The 15,281-nt window shown below is 65.7% G+C and carries 13 protein-coding genes; 10 read left to right on the top strand and 3 right to left on the bottom strand.

All coding sequences use genetic code 11. The features are described from left to right. Nucleotides 1-235: 235 nt before the first annotated feature. Nucleotides 236-1,615 (top strand): NCS2 family permease, encoded by a 1,380-nt coding sequence (locus tag LFL96_RS07120; protein WP_280999550.1) that lies wholly within the window; start codon nucleotides 236-238, stop codon nucleotides 1,613-1,615. 218 nt (nucleotides 1,616-1,833) lie between these two features. On the opposite strand, the gene LFL96_RS07125 is transcribed toward LFL96_RS07120, so the two are convergent. After that, nucleotides 1,834-2,751: a helix-turn-helix transcriptional regulator gene (locus LFL96_RS07125; protein WP_280999552.1), complete on the bottom strand. Its 918-nt coding sequence runs from the start codon at nucleotides 2,749-2,751 to the stop codon at nucleotides 1,834-1,836. 102 nt (nucleotides 2,752-2,853) lie between these two features. Here LFL96_RS07125 and LFL96_RS07130 point away from each other — a divergent pair, with 102 nt between their 5' ends. Together LFL96_RS07130 and LFL96_RS07135 are read left to right on the top strand one after the other, a co-directional pair. After that, nucleotides 2,854-3,687 carry a carbon-nitrogen hydrolase family protein gene (locus LFL96_RS07130; RefSeq protein WP_281000602.1) on the top strand — a complete coding sequence of 278 codons (834 nt, stop codon included), beginning with the start codon at nucleotides 2,854-2,856 and terminating at the stop codon, nucleotides 3,685-3,687. Nucleotides 3,688-3,779: 92 nt separating this feature from the next. Then, the gene (locus tag LFL96_RS07135) at nucleotides 3,780-5,144 is read left to right on the top strand and encodes an APC family permease (protein WP_280999554.1); all 1,365 of its coding nucleotides are present in this window, start codon (nucleotides 3,780-3,782) and stop codon (nucleotides 5,142-5,144) included. A gap of 67 nt (nucleotides 5,145-5,211) precedes the next feature. Here the strand turns inward: LFL96_RS07135 and LFL96_RS07140 are convergent, their stop codons facing one another. Together LFL96_RS07140 and LFL96_RS07145 are read right to left on the bottom strand one after the other, a co-directional pair. Further along, a complete protein-coding gene (locus LFL96_RS07140; protein ID WP_035551199.1) occupies nucleotides 5,212-5,394 on the bottom strand; it encodes a hypothetical protein in 183 nt (60 codons plus the stop codon). Between the two features lie 168 nt (nucleotides 5,395-5,562). Beyond that, nucleotides 5,563-6,471 (bottom strand): NAD-dependent epimerase/dehydratase family protein, encoded by a 909-nt coding sequence (locus tag LFL96_RS07145; RefSeq protein ID WP_280999558.1) that lies wholly within the window; start codon nucleotides 6,469-6,471, stop codon nucleotides 5,563-5,565. A gap of 127 nt (nucleotides 6,472-6,598) precedes the next feature. Here LFL96_RS07145 and LFL96_RS07150 point away from each other — a divergent pair, with 127 nt between their 5' ends. The 7 genes from LFL96_RS07150 (at nucleotide 6,599) to LFL96_RS07180 (ending at nucleotide 15,244) form a co-directional block, all read left to right on the top strand. Then, nucleotides 6,599-7,495: a LysR family transcriptional regulator gene (locus LFL96_RS07150; protein WP_280999560.1), complete on the top strand. Its 897-nt coding sequence runs from the start codon at nucleotides 6,599-6,601 to the stop codon at nucleotides 7,493-7,495. Nucleotides 7,496-7,766: 271 nt separating this feature from the next. Continuing rightward, nucleotides 7,767-9,290: a histidine ammonia-lyase gene (gene hutH, locus LFL96_RS07155; protein WP_280999562.1), complete on the top strand. Its 1,524-nt coding sequence runs from the start codon at nucleotides 7,767-7,769 to the stop codon at nucleotides 9,288-9,290. Nucleotides 9,291-9,333: 43 nt separating this feature from the next. Continuing rightward, nucleotides 9,334-10,029 (top strand): histidine utilization repressor, encoded by a 696-nt coding sequence (gene hutC / locus LFL96_RS07160; RefSeq protein WP_280999564.1) that lies wholly within the window; start codon nucleotides 9,334-9,336, stop codon nucleotides 10,027-10,029. A gap of 64 nt (nucleotides 10,030-10,093) precedes the next feature. Then, nucleotides 10,094-11,782: a urocanate hydratase gene (gene hutU / locus LFL96_RS07165; protein WP_280999566.1), complete on the top strand. Its 1,689-nt coding sequence runs from the start codon at nucleotides 10,094-10,096 to the stop codon at nucleotides 11,780-11,782. Nucleotides 11,783-11,811: 29 nt separating this feature from the next. Continuing rightward, nucleotides 11,812-12,453, top strand: coding sequence for a HutD family protein (locus LFL96_RS07170; protein WP_280999568.1), 642 nt, complete (start codon nucleotides 11,812-11,814; stop codon nucleotides 12,451-12,453). Nucleotides 12,454-12,537: 84 nt separating this feature from the next. Continuing rightward, nucleotides 12,538-13,761, top strand: a complete 1,224-nt coding sequence (gene hutI / locus LFL96_RS07175) for an imidazolonepropionase (protein ID WP_280999570.1) — start codon at nucleotides 12,538-12,540, stop codon at nucleotides 13,759-13,761. Nucleotides 13,762-13,834: 73 nt separating this feature from the next. Continuing rightward, nucleotides 13,835-15,244 (top strand): formimidoylglutamate deiminase, encoded by a 1,410-nt coding sequence (locus LFL96_RS07180; protein ID WP_280999572.1) that lies wholly within the window; start codon nucleotides 13,835-13,837, stop codon nucleotides 15,242-15,244. The last annotated feature ends 37 nt before the right edge of the window (nucleotides 15,245-15,281 follow it).

Consider the following 15,281-nt stretch of genomic DNA (forward strand, 5'->3'; position numbering starts at 1 on the left):
CAGGACGTAGGTGTAAACGCTCGGACGCCCTGCCAGATTTGCCGCTGCGCAAAAGTTATAAGCATCTCGACATGTCCGGCATGCCATTCATGCGATGGGAGACATATTTGAGTTGCCCTACATTTCGAGACAGCAAAAAAAGACGACATTCCCCAATAAACCAACGCAACGAGACGAACCTGATGGTGGTCATCGCAATGACCGCTTCAGCACGCTGATAAAGGAGGCACTCATCATGATGGAACCCCACGCCCAACCGATTTCGGAACCTGTCGAATCCTTCGACGGCAAGGGCTTTCTGGACCGCTACTTTGAAATTTCCTCGCGCGGCAGTTCGCAGCGCCAGGAAATCGTCGCGGGTATCACGACCTTCCTCGCGATGGTCTATTCCGTATTCGTCGTGCCGGGCATGCTCGGCAAGGCGGGTTTCGACACCAGCGCGGTGTTCGTCGCCGTGTGCCTGACCACCGCCTTCGGCTCGCTGCTGATGGGCATCTGGGCGCGTCTGCCGATCGCGATCGGCTGCGCGATTTCGCTGACGGCATTCACCGCGTTCGGACTCGTGCTGGGCAAGGGCCTGCATCCGAACGTCGCGCTCGGCGCGGTGTTCCTGATGGGCGTCGTGTTCACCGCGATCTCGGTGACGGGCGTGCGTTCGTGGATTCTGCGCAATCTGCCGACCGGCATCGCGCACGGCACGGGGATCGGCATCGGCCTGTTCCTGCTGCTGATCGCCGCCAACGACGTCGGTCTGGTCGTGAAGAACCCGGGCGCCGGTCTGCCGGTCGCTCTCGGCAACATCACGGCGCTGCCGGCGATCATGTCGGTCGCGGGTCTCGCGGCGATCTTCGGTCTGGTGCGCCGTCGCGTGCCGGGTTCGATCCTGATCGTGATCATCGCGATCTCGGCGATCGCTTTCTTCATCGATCCGGGTATGTCGTTCCACGGCGTGTTCGCGGTGCCGTCGCTGAGCGCGCCGGGCCACGCTTCGCTGATCGGCGCGATGGACATCAAGGGTGCGCTGTCGATGGCGGTGCTGCCTAGCGTGCTGGCACTGGTGATGACGGCGGTGTTCGACGCCACCGGCACGATCCGCGCCGTCGCGGGCCAGGCCGGTCAGCTCGACGAAAACGGCCGCATCATCAACGGTGGCCGTGCACTGACCGCCGACTCGCTGAGCTCGATCTTCTCGGGCCTGCTGGGCGGTGCGCCGGCTGCGGCGTACATCGAATCGACGGTCGGCGTGGCGGCGGGCGCGAAGACCGGCATGGCGGCGGCGGTGGTCGGTCTGCTGTTCCTGGTGGTGATGTTCTTCTCGCCGCTGGCCGGTCTGGTGCCTTCGTACGCAACGGCGCCGGCGCTGATGTACGTCGGTCTGCTGATGCTGTCGAACGTGAGCAAGCTGCACATGGACGACATGGTCGACGCGATGTCGGGCCTGATGTGCGCAGTGTTCATCGTGCTGACCGCGAACATCGTCACGGGCATCATGCTCGGCTTCGCGACGCTGGTGATCGGCCGCGTGATCAGCGGCGAGTATCGCAAGCTGAACATCGGCACGGTGGTGATCGCGGTCGTGCTGGTCGGCTTCTACCTGGGCGGCTGGGCGATCTGATCCGCTCGCTGTACCCAGTCCTGATTCAATCGATGTTTGTTCTATTTTTGCTGTAGCGGGAGAGCGGGGTCGTCCTTCATGGGCATCCCGTTCGAACGTGTAGTCGTTGTTCTCCACCTTGACGCGATGCGTCGCAGGGATGTTTCTGCGGTGCGTCGCGTATCTTTTTTTGTGGCGGCGTGTTTGTCGTGCCGGCCGATTCCGTCGTGTCGACAGTCTCAGGTGTTCTGACGTCCCGCTTGTCCCCCTTCGTAAAACAGCGCGAACAACTCCGACTGCGAGTTGACGTTCAGCTTCGTATAGATGTGCTTCTTGTGCGCGCGCACGGTCTCGAACGAGATCGCGAGTTTCTCCGCGATTGCGCGCGTCGAAAAACCGCTCAGGGTCAGCATGGCCACTTCGACTTCGCGCGCGGTGAGCGCCGCGCGTCCACCCGTCGAGGCGACCTGATTGAAACGCGCGGCGTAGGCGGGCGTGTCGGCGGACATCGATGACGGCGTCGCGTTGCCGGTCGCGGTTTCGTCGGGCGACGGCGTGTGTTTGCGCGCTGTGCCGGTGTTCGCGGTGGTTGCGTTCGCTGCGTTCGCCGTGGCCGTGTCGAACCTCTCGAAGGTCTCGTACGGCAGACGTTGCCGCAACAACGCGATCACCCACGGCGCGCATAGCGCCAGCACCGCGAGGTCGCGCTCGCCGTAGCGCTGCGTCGCGCCGAGCGAGAACGCCAGCGTGTGACGTGCGTCGATCATGTAGTTGAAATGCACCTCGTCGCCGACGATGTTCTTGCGGAAGTAGCGCTGGTAGTACTCGGTCATCGTGAAGTTGTCGGGCGCGACGTCGGCGAGCGTGACGAAGCCCGATGCGGGCCGGTCGGTCGCGGCGAGATAGAACGGATCGAGTTGGTATAGCGCGGCCAGATAGTCCTGGAACATCGCGTCGACGGTGCCGTCGGGCGTCGGCGATTCGGCGCAGACGAGCGGCGCCTCGCCGGCGGTGAAGCGCAGCGCGACCCAGTTGTCGAAGGCGACGTAGCGTTCGAGCGCGCGCGTGAGACGGGTCCAGAATTGCGCGCTGTCGAGCGCTTCGATGACCGCGCCGATCTCGCGATGAAAGGCCAGATCGCGCCATTCGAGTTCCATGCGTGCTCCGATGAGGGTAACCCTGCCGGGTAATTACAGACAAAAATATGTCTGGTAATAATAGGCCCACACATCGGTCAGGAAATAGCGGAGACAAAATTGCTGCAACTAGAGCTAGCCCAGATCCCAGTCACAGACGGCCTCTCAGGCCCCGACAGCGCGAACGTGCAACGCGTATTGCACACCATCAATCAACGCGCCGCGGGCACCGATCTGATCGTCTTCCCGGAAACCACGCTGTCCGGTTTCCCGACGCGCGAGAACATCCACACGGTCGCGGAGCCGCTCGACGGCCCATCCCTCACCGCCGTGCGTCAGGCGGCGCGCGAAGCACGCGTCGGCGTCGCGGTCGGTCTCGCCGAGCGCGACGGTCAGCGTTTCTTCAATACCACCGTACTGATCGACGACCACGGCGAGATCGCGCTGCGCTACCGCAAGACGCATCTCTGGGCGTCCGACGTGGGCGTGTTCGAACCCGGTGACCGCTACGAAGTGTGCAGCTTCAAAGGCCTGACCGTTGGCCTGCTGATCTGCTACGACATCGAGTTTCCCGAAACGGCGCGCGCGGTCGCGTCGCTGGGCGCGGATCTGCTGATCGTCACGAACGGCAACATGGACCCGTTCGGCCCCGTGCATCGCCGCGCCATCGTCGCGCGCGCGATGGAAAACCAGATGTTCGCGGCGCTCGTCAACCGCATCGGTTCCGGCGACGACAACCTGACGTTCCCCGGCGAATCCGCGCTGATCGATCCGCTCGGCGACGTGGTGAGCGACGCCGGCCAGCAGGAAACCGTGCTGCGCGCCACGCTCGACCCGGCACGTCTCGAAGCCGCCCGCGAGCATTACCGCTATCTGCACGACGCACGCATCGCACTCGACCTCGCCACCGAAGACAGTACCGACGGCCAGCGCATCCGCGTGATCCGCCCGCGCTGAATTTCACCCGCAAGTCCGCACGACCCGGCTCGACCGATGCGCCACAAGCCGCGCATCGGCGACGCTCGCCCATTCGCATGAGGAGACACCGTATGACTGCACCCTCCACCGCCGATGCGTCGGCCTCTCGAAGCGGGCACGCCGCCCACCTGAAGCGCACGCTCGGCCTGCCGTCGGTGCTGCTGTTCGGCCTCGCCTACATGGCGCCGCTGATCGTCTACGGCACCTACGGCGTTCTCGCGGCGGCGAGCAACGACACCGCCGCGCTCGCGTATCTGATCGCGCTCGTCGCGATCGCGTTCACCGCGCTCAGCTACGGCAAGCTCGCGCGACGCTTTCCGGTGGCCGGCTCCGCTTACACGTACACGCGCAAAAGCTTCAACCCGCATCTGGGCTTCATGATCGGCTGGGCGACGTTGCTCGACTACTTCTTCCTGCCGATGGTGATCTGGCTGATCGGCGCCGCGTATCTGAGCGCCGCGTTCCCGCATGTGCCCAGCTGGATCTGGATCGTCGCGTTCATCGTGTTGACGAGCGCACTGAACATTCTCGGCATCGAACTCGCGAACCGCTTCAACATCGTGCTGATGGTGGTGCAACTGGCGATCGTCGCGTTGTTCGTCGTGCTGTGCTGCCACTACGTGACGGCGGCGGTTGGCCCCGGCGGACTGCTGTCGGCCGAGCCGTTCTTCAAGCCGCACGTGCCGCTCTCCGCGACCATGGCGGGCGCCGCGATCGCCGCGTATTCGTATCTCGGCTTCGATGCGGTCTCCACGCTCACCGAGGAAACCATCGCGCCGGAAAAGACCATGCCGCGCGCCATCGTGTTGATCGCGCTGATCGGCGGCGCGATCTTCGTGATCGCGGCCTACACCGTGCAACTCGCGCATCCGGGCGCGGTCTTCAAGGACCCCGATTCGGCCGCGTTCGAAGTCGCGCGCAAAGTGGGCGGCGATCTGTTCGTCACGGTGTTTCTCGCCGGGCTGATTCTCGCGCAGTTCGCGTCGGGCATTTCGGCGCAGGCGAGCGTGGGGCGTTTGCTGTATGCAATGGGGCGCGACGAAGTACTGCCCAAACGCATCTTCGGTTTCGTGCATCCCAGGTTCAAGACGCCGGCGCTGAACATCGCGATCGCGGGCGCGATCGGTCTCATCGCGTTGAAGCTCGACGTGGCGACCTCGACGTCGTTCATCAACTTCGGCGCCTTCCTCGCGTTCACCGCGGTGAACCTGTGCGTGATCCGCCAGTTCTTCAACGCGAAGGGCACGGCGGATGCCATGGGCGTGGTGGGCGGCGTGCTGTTTCCGCTCGCCGGCGCGATTGCCGATTTGTGGTTGCTGGTGAGTCTGGAGAAGACCGCGCTCGTGCTCGGCGCGGTGTGGTTCGTGCTGGGCTTGTGCTATCTCGGCTGGATCACGCGCGGGTTTCGCGAGGCGCCGCCGGAAGTCGCGGTGTGACGATGCACAAGGCCGTGAATGTGAAACTCGTGTGACGTGGCGCGCGAACGAATCCTCGACCCGGTATTCAAAGCGCCATGTCGAAAGCGGGTTTGAGAAACAGCTCCATCGCCATCACGGCGAGTCCCATCGCAGCGGCTGCGAGCGTCAACGTGCCGTACTCGTCGTAGCGTGCATCGTATAGGCACGCGACGACGAACAGAATCGCCAGCAGGTTGGTCAGCCAATCGAAATTCAACGCCAAGGTCATCGCTCAAATCCGGGCTCATGGGCGGCTCGCACAATCGGATCGCCCCATCAGATGAGCGCGATTCTAGCGAGTTGAGCTTACGGATTCGCAACGGCGGCGCTTACACGGATTACGTTTTCGCGGGGACGTCCCCCGCGAAAACCGGCCCGGCGGTCTCGCGGCCGGGCGTTACTGCATCTCGTGTTCGATCCAGTCGATCACCGAGTTGCGCTTCGGCTGCCAGCCGAGCAGTTCGCGTGCGCGCACGCCGCGCACGCGGCTGTTCGAACCGAGGCCGTACGAGGCCATTTCATAGCCCCATTCCTGTTGCGCGTCGGCGAGCGGCCAGTCCTGCGCGTCGCCGAGTTTCATCACGCGCGCGATAGCCGCGCTCATCTCGCGGAACGAGGCTTCGCCGCTTTCGACGAAATAGAACATGCCGGCCGGCGTTTTCTCCAGCGCGAGGCGATACAGTTCGGCGACATCGTCGATATGCACGTTCGACCAGATGTTGCCGCCGCTGCCCACATGGCGCACCACGCCGCTCTTCTGCGCCTGACGCACGAGACGCGGCAACTGCAAGCTCGCGCTGCCGGCCACCGCGCCGTTGCCGTAAATCAACGTATTGCACAGCACCGCCGAACGGATGTTGCGCCGAGCCGCGTCGAGCACCTGCTGGTCGATCGCGACGCGCGCCGCTTTATCCGCGGTCGGCGTGGGCAGCGCGTCTTCGCGATAGATGCGCGCGTCTCCCGCGGTGCTCGAAGCTTCCCCGCCCGACGCATCGCCGACGATGCTCGAACCGCTCGTATGCAGCAGCACCTTGCCGGAACCGGCGAGGCCTTCGATCAGCGCCTGCACCGCGCCTTCGTGGTCGCTGCTCGCGGCGTTGATCACCGCATCGGCGGCGTGCGCCTCGGCGATCAGCAGGGCGCGATCGTCGAGCGTGCCGATCACGGGTTCGATGCCGAGGCGTTGCAATTCGGCCGCCTGGTCGGGTTTGCGGATCAGGCCGCGCACTGCGTGACCGGCGCGCACCAGATGCGCCGCGATCGATCCGCCGATAAAACCGCCGGCGCCGGTAATGAAAATCTTCAAGACGTTCTCCTGATGGGAAGGACGAGGGAAACATGCGGGAAGCACGATGACAGGTCAGCAGTATCCGTCGTCTGGATTTTCGCAAAAAGCGTGTTAGTCTCAAATCAATATTGACTGGGAATCAACAATGAAGACGTCCACGGACGAATTGCTGGTGTTCGCCACCGTGATCGACAGCGGCTCGATCACCGCGGCGGCGGAGAAGCTGGGGCAGACGGTGTCCGGCGTGAGCCGCGCGTTGACGCGTCTGGAGCAGAAGCTCGACACGGCGCTGATACGCCGCACGACGCGCCGTCTGCAACTGACGGAGGAGGGCGATGCATTCCTGCAGCGCGCCCGCGCGATTCTTGCCGCGATGGAGGAGGCGGAGGAATCCGTCACGCGCGGGCGGGGGCGGCCGTCGGGGCGCTTGCGGGTCGATGCGGCGTCGCCGTTCATGCTGCATTGCGTGGCGCCGCATATGAAGGCGTTTTCCGCGCTTTATCCGGAGGTGCGGCTGGAGTTGACCAGCAACGAGCGGATCGTCGATCTGCTGGAGCACAAGGTCGACATCGCGATCCGCATCGGCGCGCTGCAGGATTCGACGCTGCATGCGCGCGCGTTGGGCGCGAGCCGGTTGCGCGTGCTCGCGAGCCCGGCGTATCTGGCGGAATACGGCGAGCCGAAGTCGGTGGAAGCGTTGCGCGCGCATCGATTGATCGGCTTTACCGCGCCCGAGCATCTGAACCGCTGGCCGCTGCGCGAAGGACGCAAGGCGGGCGCCGAAGCGCCGCGGATCGAACCGTCGATCACCGCGTCGAGCGGCGAAACGCTGCGGCAACTGGCGCTGTCGGGCTGGGGCATCGCGTGCCTCGCGGATTTCATGACCACCGCCGACGTTCGCGAGGGACGCCTCGTGCCGATTCTCGGCAACCTGCTGCGCGACGAACGGCAGCCGGTGAGCGCGGTGTATTACCAGAGCGCATCGCTGACGGCGCGCGTGCAGTGCTTTCTGGATTTCATCGCGGCGCACGTTCTCCTATAACTCCACCATCGGAGAACGAAAGCGCACGTGCCCGCCGATTTTTGTCCGCATGGCGGCGCGCATTTTGGACGTGTATATACAAGTTACGGCGAAACCGGCCGGGCGACGGGCCGCATCCGCAAGCCCCCGCGCCAGCCGGGAAACGTGCGAAGCAGGCTCTTGATACGCGTCCCTAATGGAAACCCCTAAGCCCGACCGGTTAAAAACAAGTTGTATATACAAGGCCGGGTCGCTAGACTTCTCTGAAATTGTATAGACAGGAACACACACCATGATGATTCTGAAGCCCGGCCACCTGACCCTCCCGCAACTGCGCCAGATCGCACGCGAACACGTCGCGCTGCAACTCGATCCCGCCAGCCACGCCGCGATCGACGCCTGCGCGCAGGCCGTCGCCGACATCGCCGCCAAGGGCGAACCGGCCTACGGCATCAACACCGGTTTCGGGCGTCTGGCCAGCACGCACATCCCGCACGACCAGCTCGAACTGCTGCAACGCAATCTGGTGCTGTCGCACGCGGTCGGCGTGGGCGAGCCGATGTCGCGTCCGGTGGTGCGTCTGCTGATCGCGCTGAAGCTGTCGAGCCTCGGCCGCGGCCATTCGGGCATCCGCCGCGAAGTGATGGACGCGCTGATCACGCTGTACAACGCCGACGTGCTGCCGGTGATTCCGGTCAAGGGTTCGGTCGGCGCATCGGGCGATCTCGCGCCGCTCGCGCATATGTCGGCGGTGCTGCTCGGCGTCGGCGAAGTGTTCGCGAAGGGCGAGCGCATGGCCGCCACCGAGGGTCTCGCGCTGGTCGGCCTGAAGCCGCTCACGCTGCAGGCGAAGGAAGGTCTGGCGCTGCTCAACGGCACCCAGGCATCGACCGCGCTTGCGCTCTACAACATGTTCGCGATCGAGGACCTGTACCGCACCGCGCTGGTGGCGGGCGCGCTGTCGGTCGACGCGGCGGCCGGCTCGGTCAAGCCGTTCGACGCGCGCATTCACGAACTGCGCGGCCATCAAGGCCAGATCGACGCGGCGGCGGCGTACCGCTCGCTGCTGCAAGGCTCGGCGATCAACGTCTCGCACGCCGATTGCGACAAGGTGCAGGACCCGTACAGCCTGCGCTGCCAGCCGCAGGTGATGGGCGCCTGCCTCGACCAGATGCGTCACGCGGCCGACGTGCTGCTGCTCGAAGCCAACGCCGTTTCCGACAATCCGCTGATCTTCCCGGACACCGGCGAAGTGCTGTCGGGCGGTAATTTCCACGCGGAGCCGGTGGCCTTCGCGGCCGACAACCTCGCGCTCGCCGCCGCCGAAATCGGCGCGCTCGCCGAACGCCGCATCGCGCTGCTGATCGACGCGACGCTGTCGGGCCTGCCGCCGTTCCTCGTGCGCGACGGCGGCGTCAACTCGGGCTTCATGATCGCCCACGTGACGGCGGCCGCGCTCGCGTCGGAGAACAAGACGCTCGCGCATCCGGCGTCGGTGGATTCGCTGCCCACCTCGGCGAACCAGGAGGATCACGTGTCGATGGCGACGTTCGCCGCGCGCAAGCTCGGCGACATCGCCGACAACACGGCCAACATTCTTTCCATCGAACTGTTGGCCGCCGCGCAGGGCGTCGATCTGCGCGCGCCGCACAAGACCAGCCCGAGCCTGCAGAAAGCGATGGACGTGGTGCGCAAGGACGTCGCGCATTACGAACTCGATCACTACTTCGCGCCGGACATCGCGGCAGTCACGCGTCTCGTGCAGGACGGCACGATCGCGAAGCTGAGCCCGTTCTCGTTCGTGTCCGAACAGTAAGAGTAAGCCGCACGACCTCACGCCACCCACTTCGAGCACGGCAATGAACGCACCCGCCTATCAGGGCATCAAGGACTTCATCCTCGCGCGCATTCATGCGGGCGAATGGGCGGAAGGCGACCAGGTGCCGTCCGAAAACGAACTCGCGCGCGAGTTCAACGTGGCGCGCATGACGGTCAACCGCGCGTTGCGCGAGTTGACCTCGGAGCAGGTGCTCACGCGCGTGCAGGGCTCGGGCACGTTCGTCGCGCGGCCCAAATACGAATCGACGCTGGTGGCGATCCGCAGCATCTCCGACGAGATCGTCGCGCGCGGTCATCGCTATCAGGCGAAGGTGCTGCACATCGGCGCGAGCATCGCCGACGCGGCGCTGGCCGAGGAAATGCAGGTGAGCGCGGGCAGCCCGGTGTTCCACTCGCGCGTGCTGCATTTCGAAAACGACGAACCGGTGCAGCTCGAGGAACGCTGGGTCAATCCGGCGGTGGCGCCGGAATACGCGTTGCAGGACTTCACCAACACCACGCCGAACCAGTACCTCGTGCGGGTCGCGCCGTTGCAGCGGGTCGAGTACCGCATCGAGGCGCTCGCCGCCGACGCCGACACGCGCGAGCTGCTGACCATGGACGAACTCGAACCCTGCCTCGTGCTGCATCGGCGCACGTGGTCGCAAAGCCAGGTCGCGTCGATCGCGAATCTCTGGCATCCCGGCAGCCGCTACCGCTTCACCGGACATTTCTGAAACACCGTAATTCGACCGCTTTCCCGAACCTCTCCCGACCATCTTCAAGCTTTTGAGGGCCATCATGAACAACCCGAAGCACATCGACCCGCGTCTCGATCCGACCCGTACCATCCGCGCACCGCGCGGCGCGGACAAGACCTGCAAGACCTGGATCGCGGAAGCCGCGTACCGGATGATCCAGAACAACCTGGACCCGGAAGTCGCCGAGCATCCGCACGCGCTGGTCGTGTACGGCGGGATCGGCCGGGCCGCGCGCAACTGGGATTGTTTCGACCAGATCCTCGCGTCGCTGAAGGATTTGAACGAAGACGAGACGCTGCTGATCCAGTCGGGCAAACCGGTCGGCGTGTTCCGCACGCATGCCGACGCGCCGCGCGTGCTGCTGGCGAATTCGAATCTGGTGCCGCACTGGGCGACGTGGGAACACTTCCACGAACTCGACCGCAAGGGCCTGATGATGTACGGCCAGATGACGGCGGGCAGCTGGATCTACATCGGCAGCCAGGGGATCGTGCAGGGCACTTATGAAACCTTCTTCTCGGTCGCGAACCAGCATTTCAACGGCGACCCGACGGGCCGCTGGATTCTCACCGGCGGTCTCGGCGGCATGGGCGGCGCGCAGCCGCTCGCCGCGACCATGGCCGGCTTCTCGATGATCGCGGTGGAATGCGACGAGACGCGGATCGACTTCCGTCTGAAGACGCGCTACGTCGATAAAAAGGCGACCACGCTCGACGAAGCGCTCGCCATGCTCGACGAAGCGAAGCAGGCCGGCAAGCCGGTATCGATCGGTCTGCTGGGCAATGCCGCCGACGTGTTCGCCGAGTGCGTGGCGCGCGGCATCACGCCGGACTGCGTGACCGACCAGACCAGCGCGCACGATCCGATTCACGGCTACCTGCCGCAAGGCTGGAAGCTGGAAGACTGGCGCGAGCGTCAGAAGACCGCGCCGGACAGCATCGTCACGCCGGCCAAGCAGTCGATGGCGAAGCAGGTTCAAGCGATGCTGACCTTGCAGGAGCGCGGCGCGGCCACGCTCGACTACGGCAACAACATCCGCCAGATGGCGCTGGAAATGGGCGTCGAAAACGCGTTCGATTTCCCCGGCTTCGTGCCCGCGTATATCCGGCCGCTGTTTTGCGAAGGCAAGGGTCCGTTCCGCTGGGTCGCGTTGTCGGGCGATCCGGAGGACATCTACAAGACGGACGCCAAGGTCAAGGAACTGATCCCCGGCGATCCGCATCTGCACAACTGGCTCGACATGGCGCGCGAACGCATCGCGTTCCAGGGCTTGCCCGCGCGGATCTGCTGGGTCGGTGTGAAGGACCGCTACCGCCTCGGCCAGGCGTTCAACGAGATGGTGAAGAACGGCGAACTGAAAGCGCCGATCGTGATCGGCCGCGATCACCTCGACACCGGCTCGGTGGCGAGCCCGAATCGCGAAACCGAATCGATGAAGGACGGCTCGGACGCAGTCAGCGACTGGCCGCTGCTCAACGCGCTGCTGAATACGGCGGGCGGCGCGTCGTGGGTGTCGCTGCATCATGGCGGCGGGGTCGGCATGGGCTTCAGCCAGCACTCGGGTGTCGTGATCGTCGCGGACGGCACGGACGCCGCGAAGGAACGCCTCGGCCGCGTGCTGTTCAACGATCCGGCGACCGGCGTGATGCGTCACGCGGATGCGGGCTATGAACTCGCGCAGGAAACGGCTCGCGAAGCGGGTCTCAACCTGCCGATGCTGGGCCGCTGATCGTGGCGCGCCTGGGCGACATGAGTGACATGAGTGACGTGAGCAACGTGAGCACGGTCACGCTGATTCGCGGCGTCGATCTGGTGGCGGCGCCGTGGAAGAACGGCGGCGGCGTCACGCGCGAAGTGGCGGCCGTGCCGGAGCAGGCCGGGCTCGACAGTTTCGTCTGGCGCGTGAGCATCGCCGACGTCGCGCAGGCCGGGCCGTTTTCGCGTTTCGCGGGCATCGACCGTACGCTGGTGCTGTTGTCCGGCGCGGGCATGATGCTCGACGAAATCGCGCAGCCTGACCACGCGGCGGCGGATGACGCGACGAGCGTCGCGCATACGCATGCGTTGACCCGTCCGCTCGACGTCGCGCGTTTTGCCGGCGAGACCGCGATCGATGCGCGACTCGTCGACGGCGCGACGCGTGACTTCAACCTGATGGTGCGCCGTGGCGCGGCGCGCGGCGAACTCGACGTGTGGCACGGCCCCGCGCACCATGAACTGAGCGCCGACGTGGCGCTGTTGTACTGCGCGCAAGGCGCCGTGTCGATCAACCTTGGCGACGCGCCGCCGCACGCGCTCGCGGAAGGCGACACGCTGCGCGTGAACGCGCCCGACGCGCTGCATTGCGCGATCGGCGGCACGGGCGCGCTGCTCGCCATCCGCCTCCATTACGAACGATGATCTCGCGACGCGCGTCGGTCTGACCATGGCATGGCGCGCGCACGCGAACCCCACGGACACGCAACGAGCTGCAATGAGCACGCGATGAAGCAAACCGTCTGGCATCACCTGAAACTGTGCCCGCAGGGCGACCCTCATCACACGCTGGCGGATGCCGCGATCGCCGTCGAGGACGGCCGCATCGCGTGGCTCGGCGCGGCGTCCGGACTTCCCGGCGATTACGCCGCGTGGCCGCGCGAAGATTTGCAGGGCGCGTGGGTCACGCCGGGTCTCGTCGACTGTCATACGCATCTCGTGTACGGCGGCCAGCGCGCCGATGAATTCGCGCAACGGCTCGCGGGCGTCAGCTATGAGGAGATCGCGCGGCAGGGTGGCGGCATCGTGTCGACGGTGCGGGCGACGCGCGCCGCCGACGAAGCGACGCTGTTCCGTCAAGCGGCCGCGCGGCTCGAACCCTTGCTCGCCGAAGGCGTGACGGCGATCGAAATCAAATCCGGCTACGGCCTCGATCTCGCGAGCGAACGCAAGATGCTGCGCGTCGCGCGGCAACTCGGCGAGCGTTATCCGGTGACGGTCTACACGACGTTTCTCGGCGCGCATGCGTTGCCGCCGGAATTCGCGGGCCGCGCCGACGCGTATATCGACGAAGTCTGCAACGTCATGCTGCCCGCGCTCGCCGACGAAGGACTCGTCGATGCCGTCGATGTGTTCTGCGAGCGCATCGGCTTTTCGCTCGCGCAGAGCGAGCGCGTGTTCCATGCCGCCGAACGCTACAAGCTGCCGGTGAAAATGCACGCCGAGCAACTATCGAACAGCGGCGGCACGGCGCTCGCCGCGCGTCATCGCGCGCTGTCCGCCGATCACCTCGAATTTCTCGACGAAGCCGGCGTCGCCGCGATGCAGGCAGCCGGCACGGTCGCCGTGCTGTTGCCGGGCGCGTACTACTTCATCCGCGAGACGCAGTTGCCGCCGCTGGAATTGCTGCGGCGCTATCAGGTGCCGATCGCGATTTCGACCGATAGCAATCCGGGCACGTCGCCCACCACGTCGCTGCTGTTGATGATGAACATGGCGAGCACGCTGTTCCGCATGACCGTGCCCGAGGTGCTGCAAGGCGTGACCGCGCATGCGGCGCGCGCGCTCGGCAAGGCGGACGTGCACGGAGCGCTGGCGGTCGGACGCGCGGCGGATTTCGCCGTGTGGCCGGTCGATACGCTGGCCGAGCTGGCTTACTGGATTGGACGTCCGCTGTGCGCGCGCGTGGTGCGCGCGGGCGAGACCGTTTATACGCGGCGGGAGTCGAGCTAGGGCTCGCCGGATGATTTAAACGACCACGCAACCGCAACCGCAACCGCAACCGCTGATGCAACCGCAAACTCAAATGAACACGCAGGCACACTCGCAAACCACTCCATCGAATCGCGCGCTGTTCGCCGGGCATGCGTATCTCGCGGACGGCTGGCGCCGCAACGTGCTGCTCGAATGGGACGCAAACGGCACGCTGACCAAGGTCGCGCCGGATACCGACACGGCACCCGCCGGCGTACCGCAAGCCGCTGGCCCGATCCTGCCCGGCATGCCGAACCTGCACTCGCACGCGTTCCAGCGCGCGATGGCCGGCCTCACCGAATATCGCGCGAACGCCACCGACAATTTCTGGAGCTGGCGCGACCTGATGTACCGCTTCGCCGCGCGCATCGCACCGGAAGGGCTCGCGGCGATCGCGCAGTGGCTGTACATCGAAATGCTGAAGGCGGGCTATACGTCGGTGTGCGAATTCCACTACGTGCATCACACGCAGGACGGCAGCCATTACGCGAATCAGGCCGAACTCGCGCAGCGCGTGGTGGACGCCGCGACGGCGAGCGGCATCGGCATGACGATGCTGCCGGTGCTGTATCAGTACAGCGGCTTCGGCTCGCAACCGCCGCGCGACGATCAGCGGCGCTTCCTCAACACGCCGGAGAGTCTGCTCGATCTGCTCGGCACGCTGCGCACGGCGCGGCCCGAGAGCGCCGCGCTGCGCTACGGCGTGGCGCCGCATTCGTTGCGCGCGGTGTCGGCGCAATCGCTGCATACGCTGCTGGGCGGAATCGATGCGAGCGCGCCGGTGCATATCCATATCGCCGAACAGACCGCCGAGGTCGACGCGTGTGTCGAGACCGAGGGCGCGCGGCCGGTGCAATGGCTGCTGGATCGCTTCGACGTCGATAGCCGCTGGTGCCTCGTGCACGCCACCCATGTCGATGCGAACGAAACGCTGGCGCTCGCGAAGAGCGGCGCGGTGGCCGGTTTGTGTCTGACCACCGAGGCCAATCTCGGCGACGGTATTTTTCCGGCGCAGGACTATCTCGACGCGGGCGGACGTATCGGCGTGGGGTCGGACAGCCACATCGGCGTCGACTGGCGCGCGGAATTGCGGCTGCTCGAATACGGCCAGCGCTTGACGCGCCGGCAACGCAACGTGCTGGCCTCGGCACAGGCGACTCATGTGGCCGACCGTCTGTTCGACGCGTCGCTCGACGGCGGCGCGCGTGCCACGGGCCGCGCGGTCGGCGCGTTGCAGGCCGGACATCGCGCGGACTGGCTGGTGCTCGACGCGGATCATGCGAGCATTGCCGAGCATGCGCCTGACGCGTGGCTGTCGGGCGTTGTATTCTGCGAGCACGGCGAGACGCCGGTGCGAGACGTGTACGCGGGCGGCGTGCGGGTGGTCGAGAACCGCCGGCATCGTGACGAAGCGGGCGCCTACGCGCGCTATCGCGCGGCGCTCGCCGACCTGCTCAAGTGAACGGCTCGACTCAACCTCTCAATCGATTCCGGACTGA

The organism is Paraburkholderia sp. D15, from assembly GCF_029910215.1.
Lineage (GTDB): Bacteria > Pseudomonadota > Gammaproteobacteria > Burkholderiales > Burkholderiaceae > Paraburkholderia.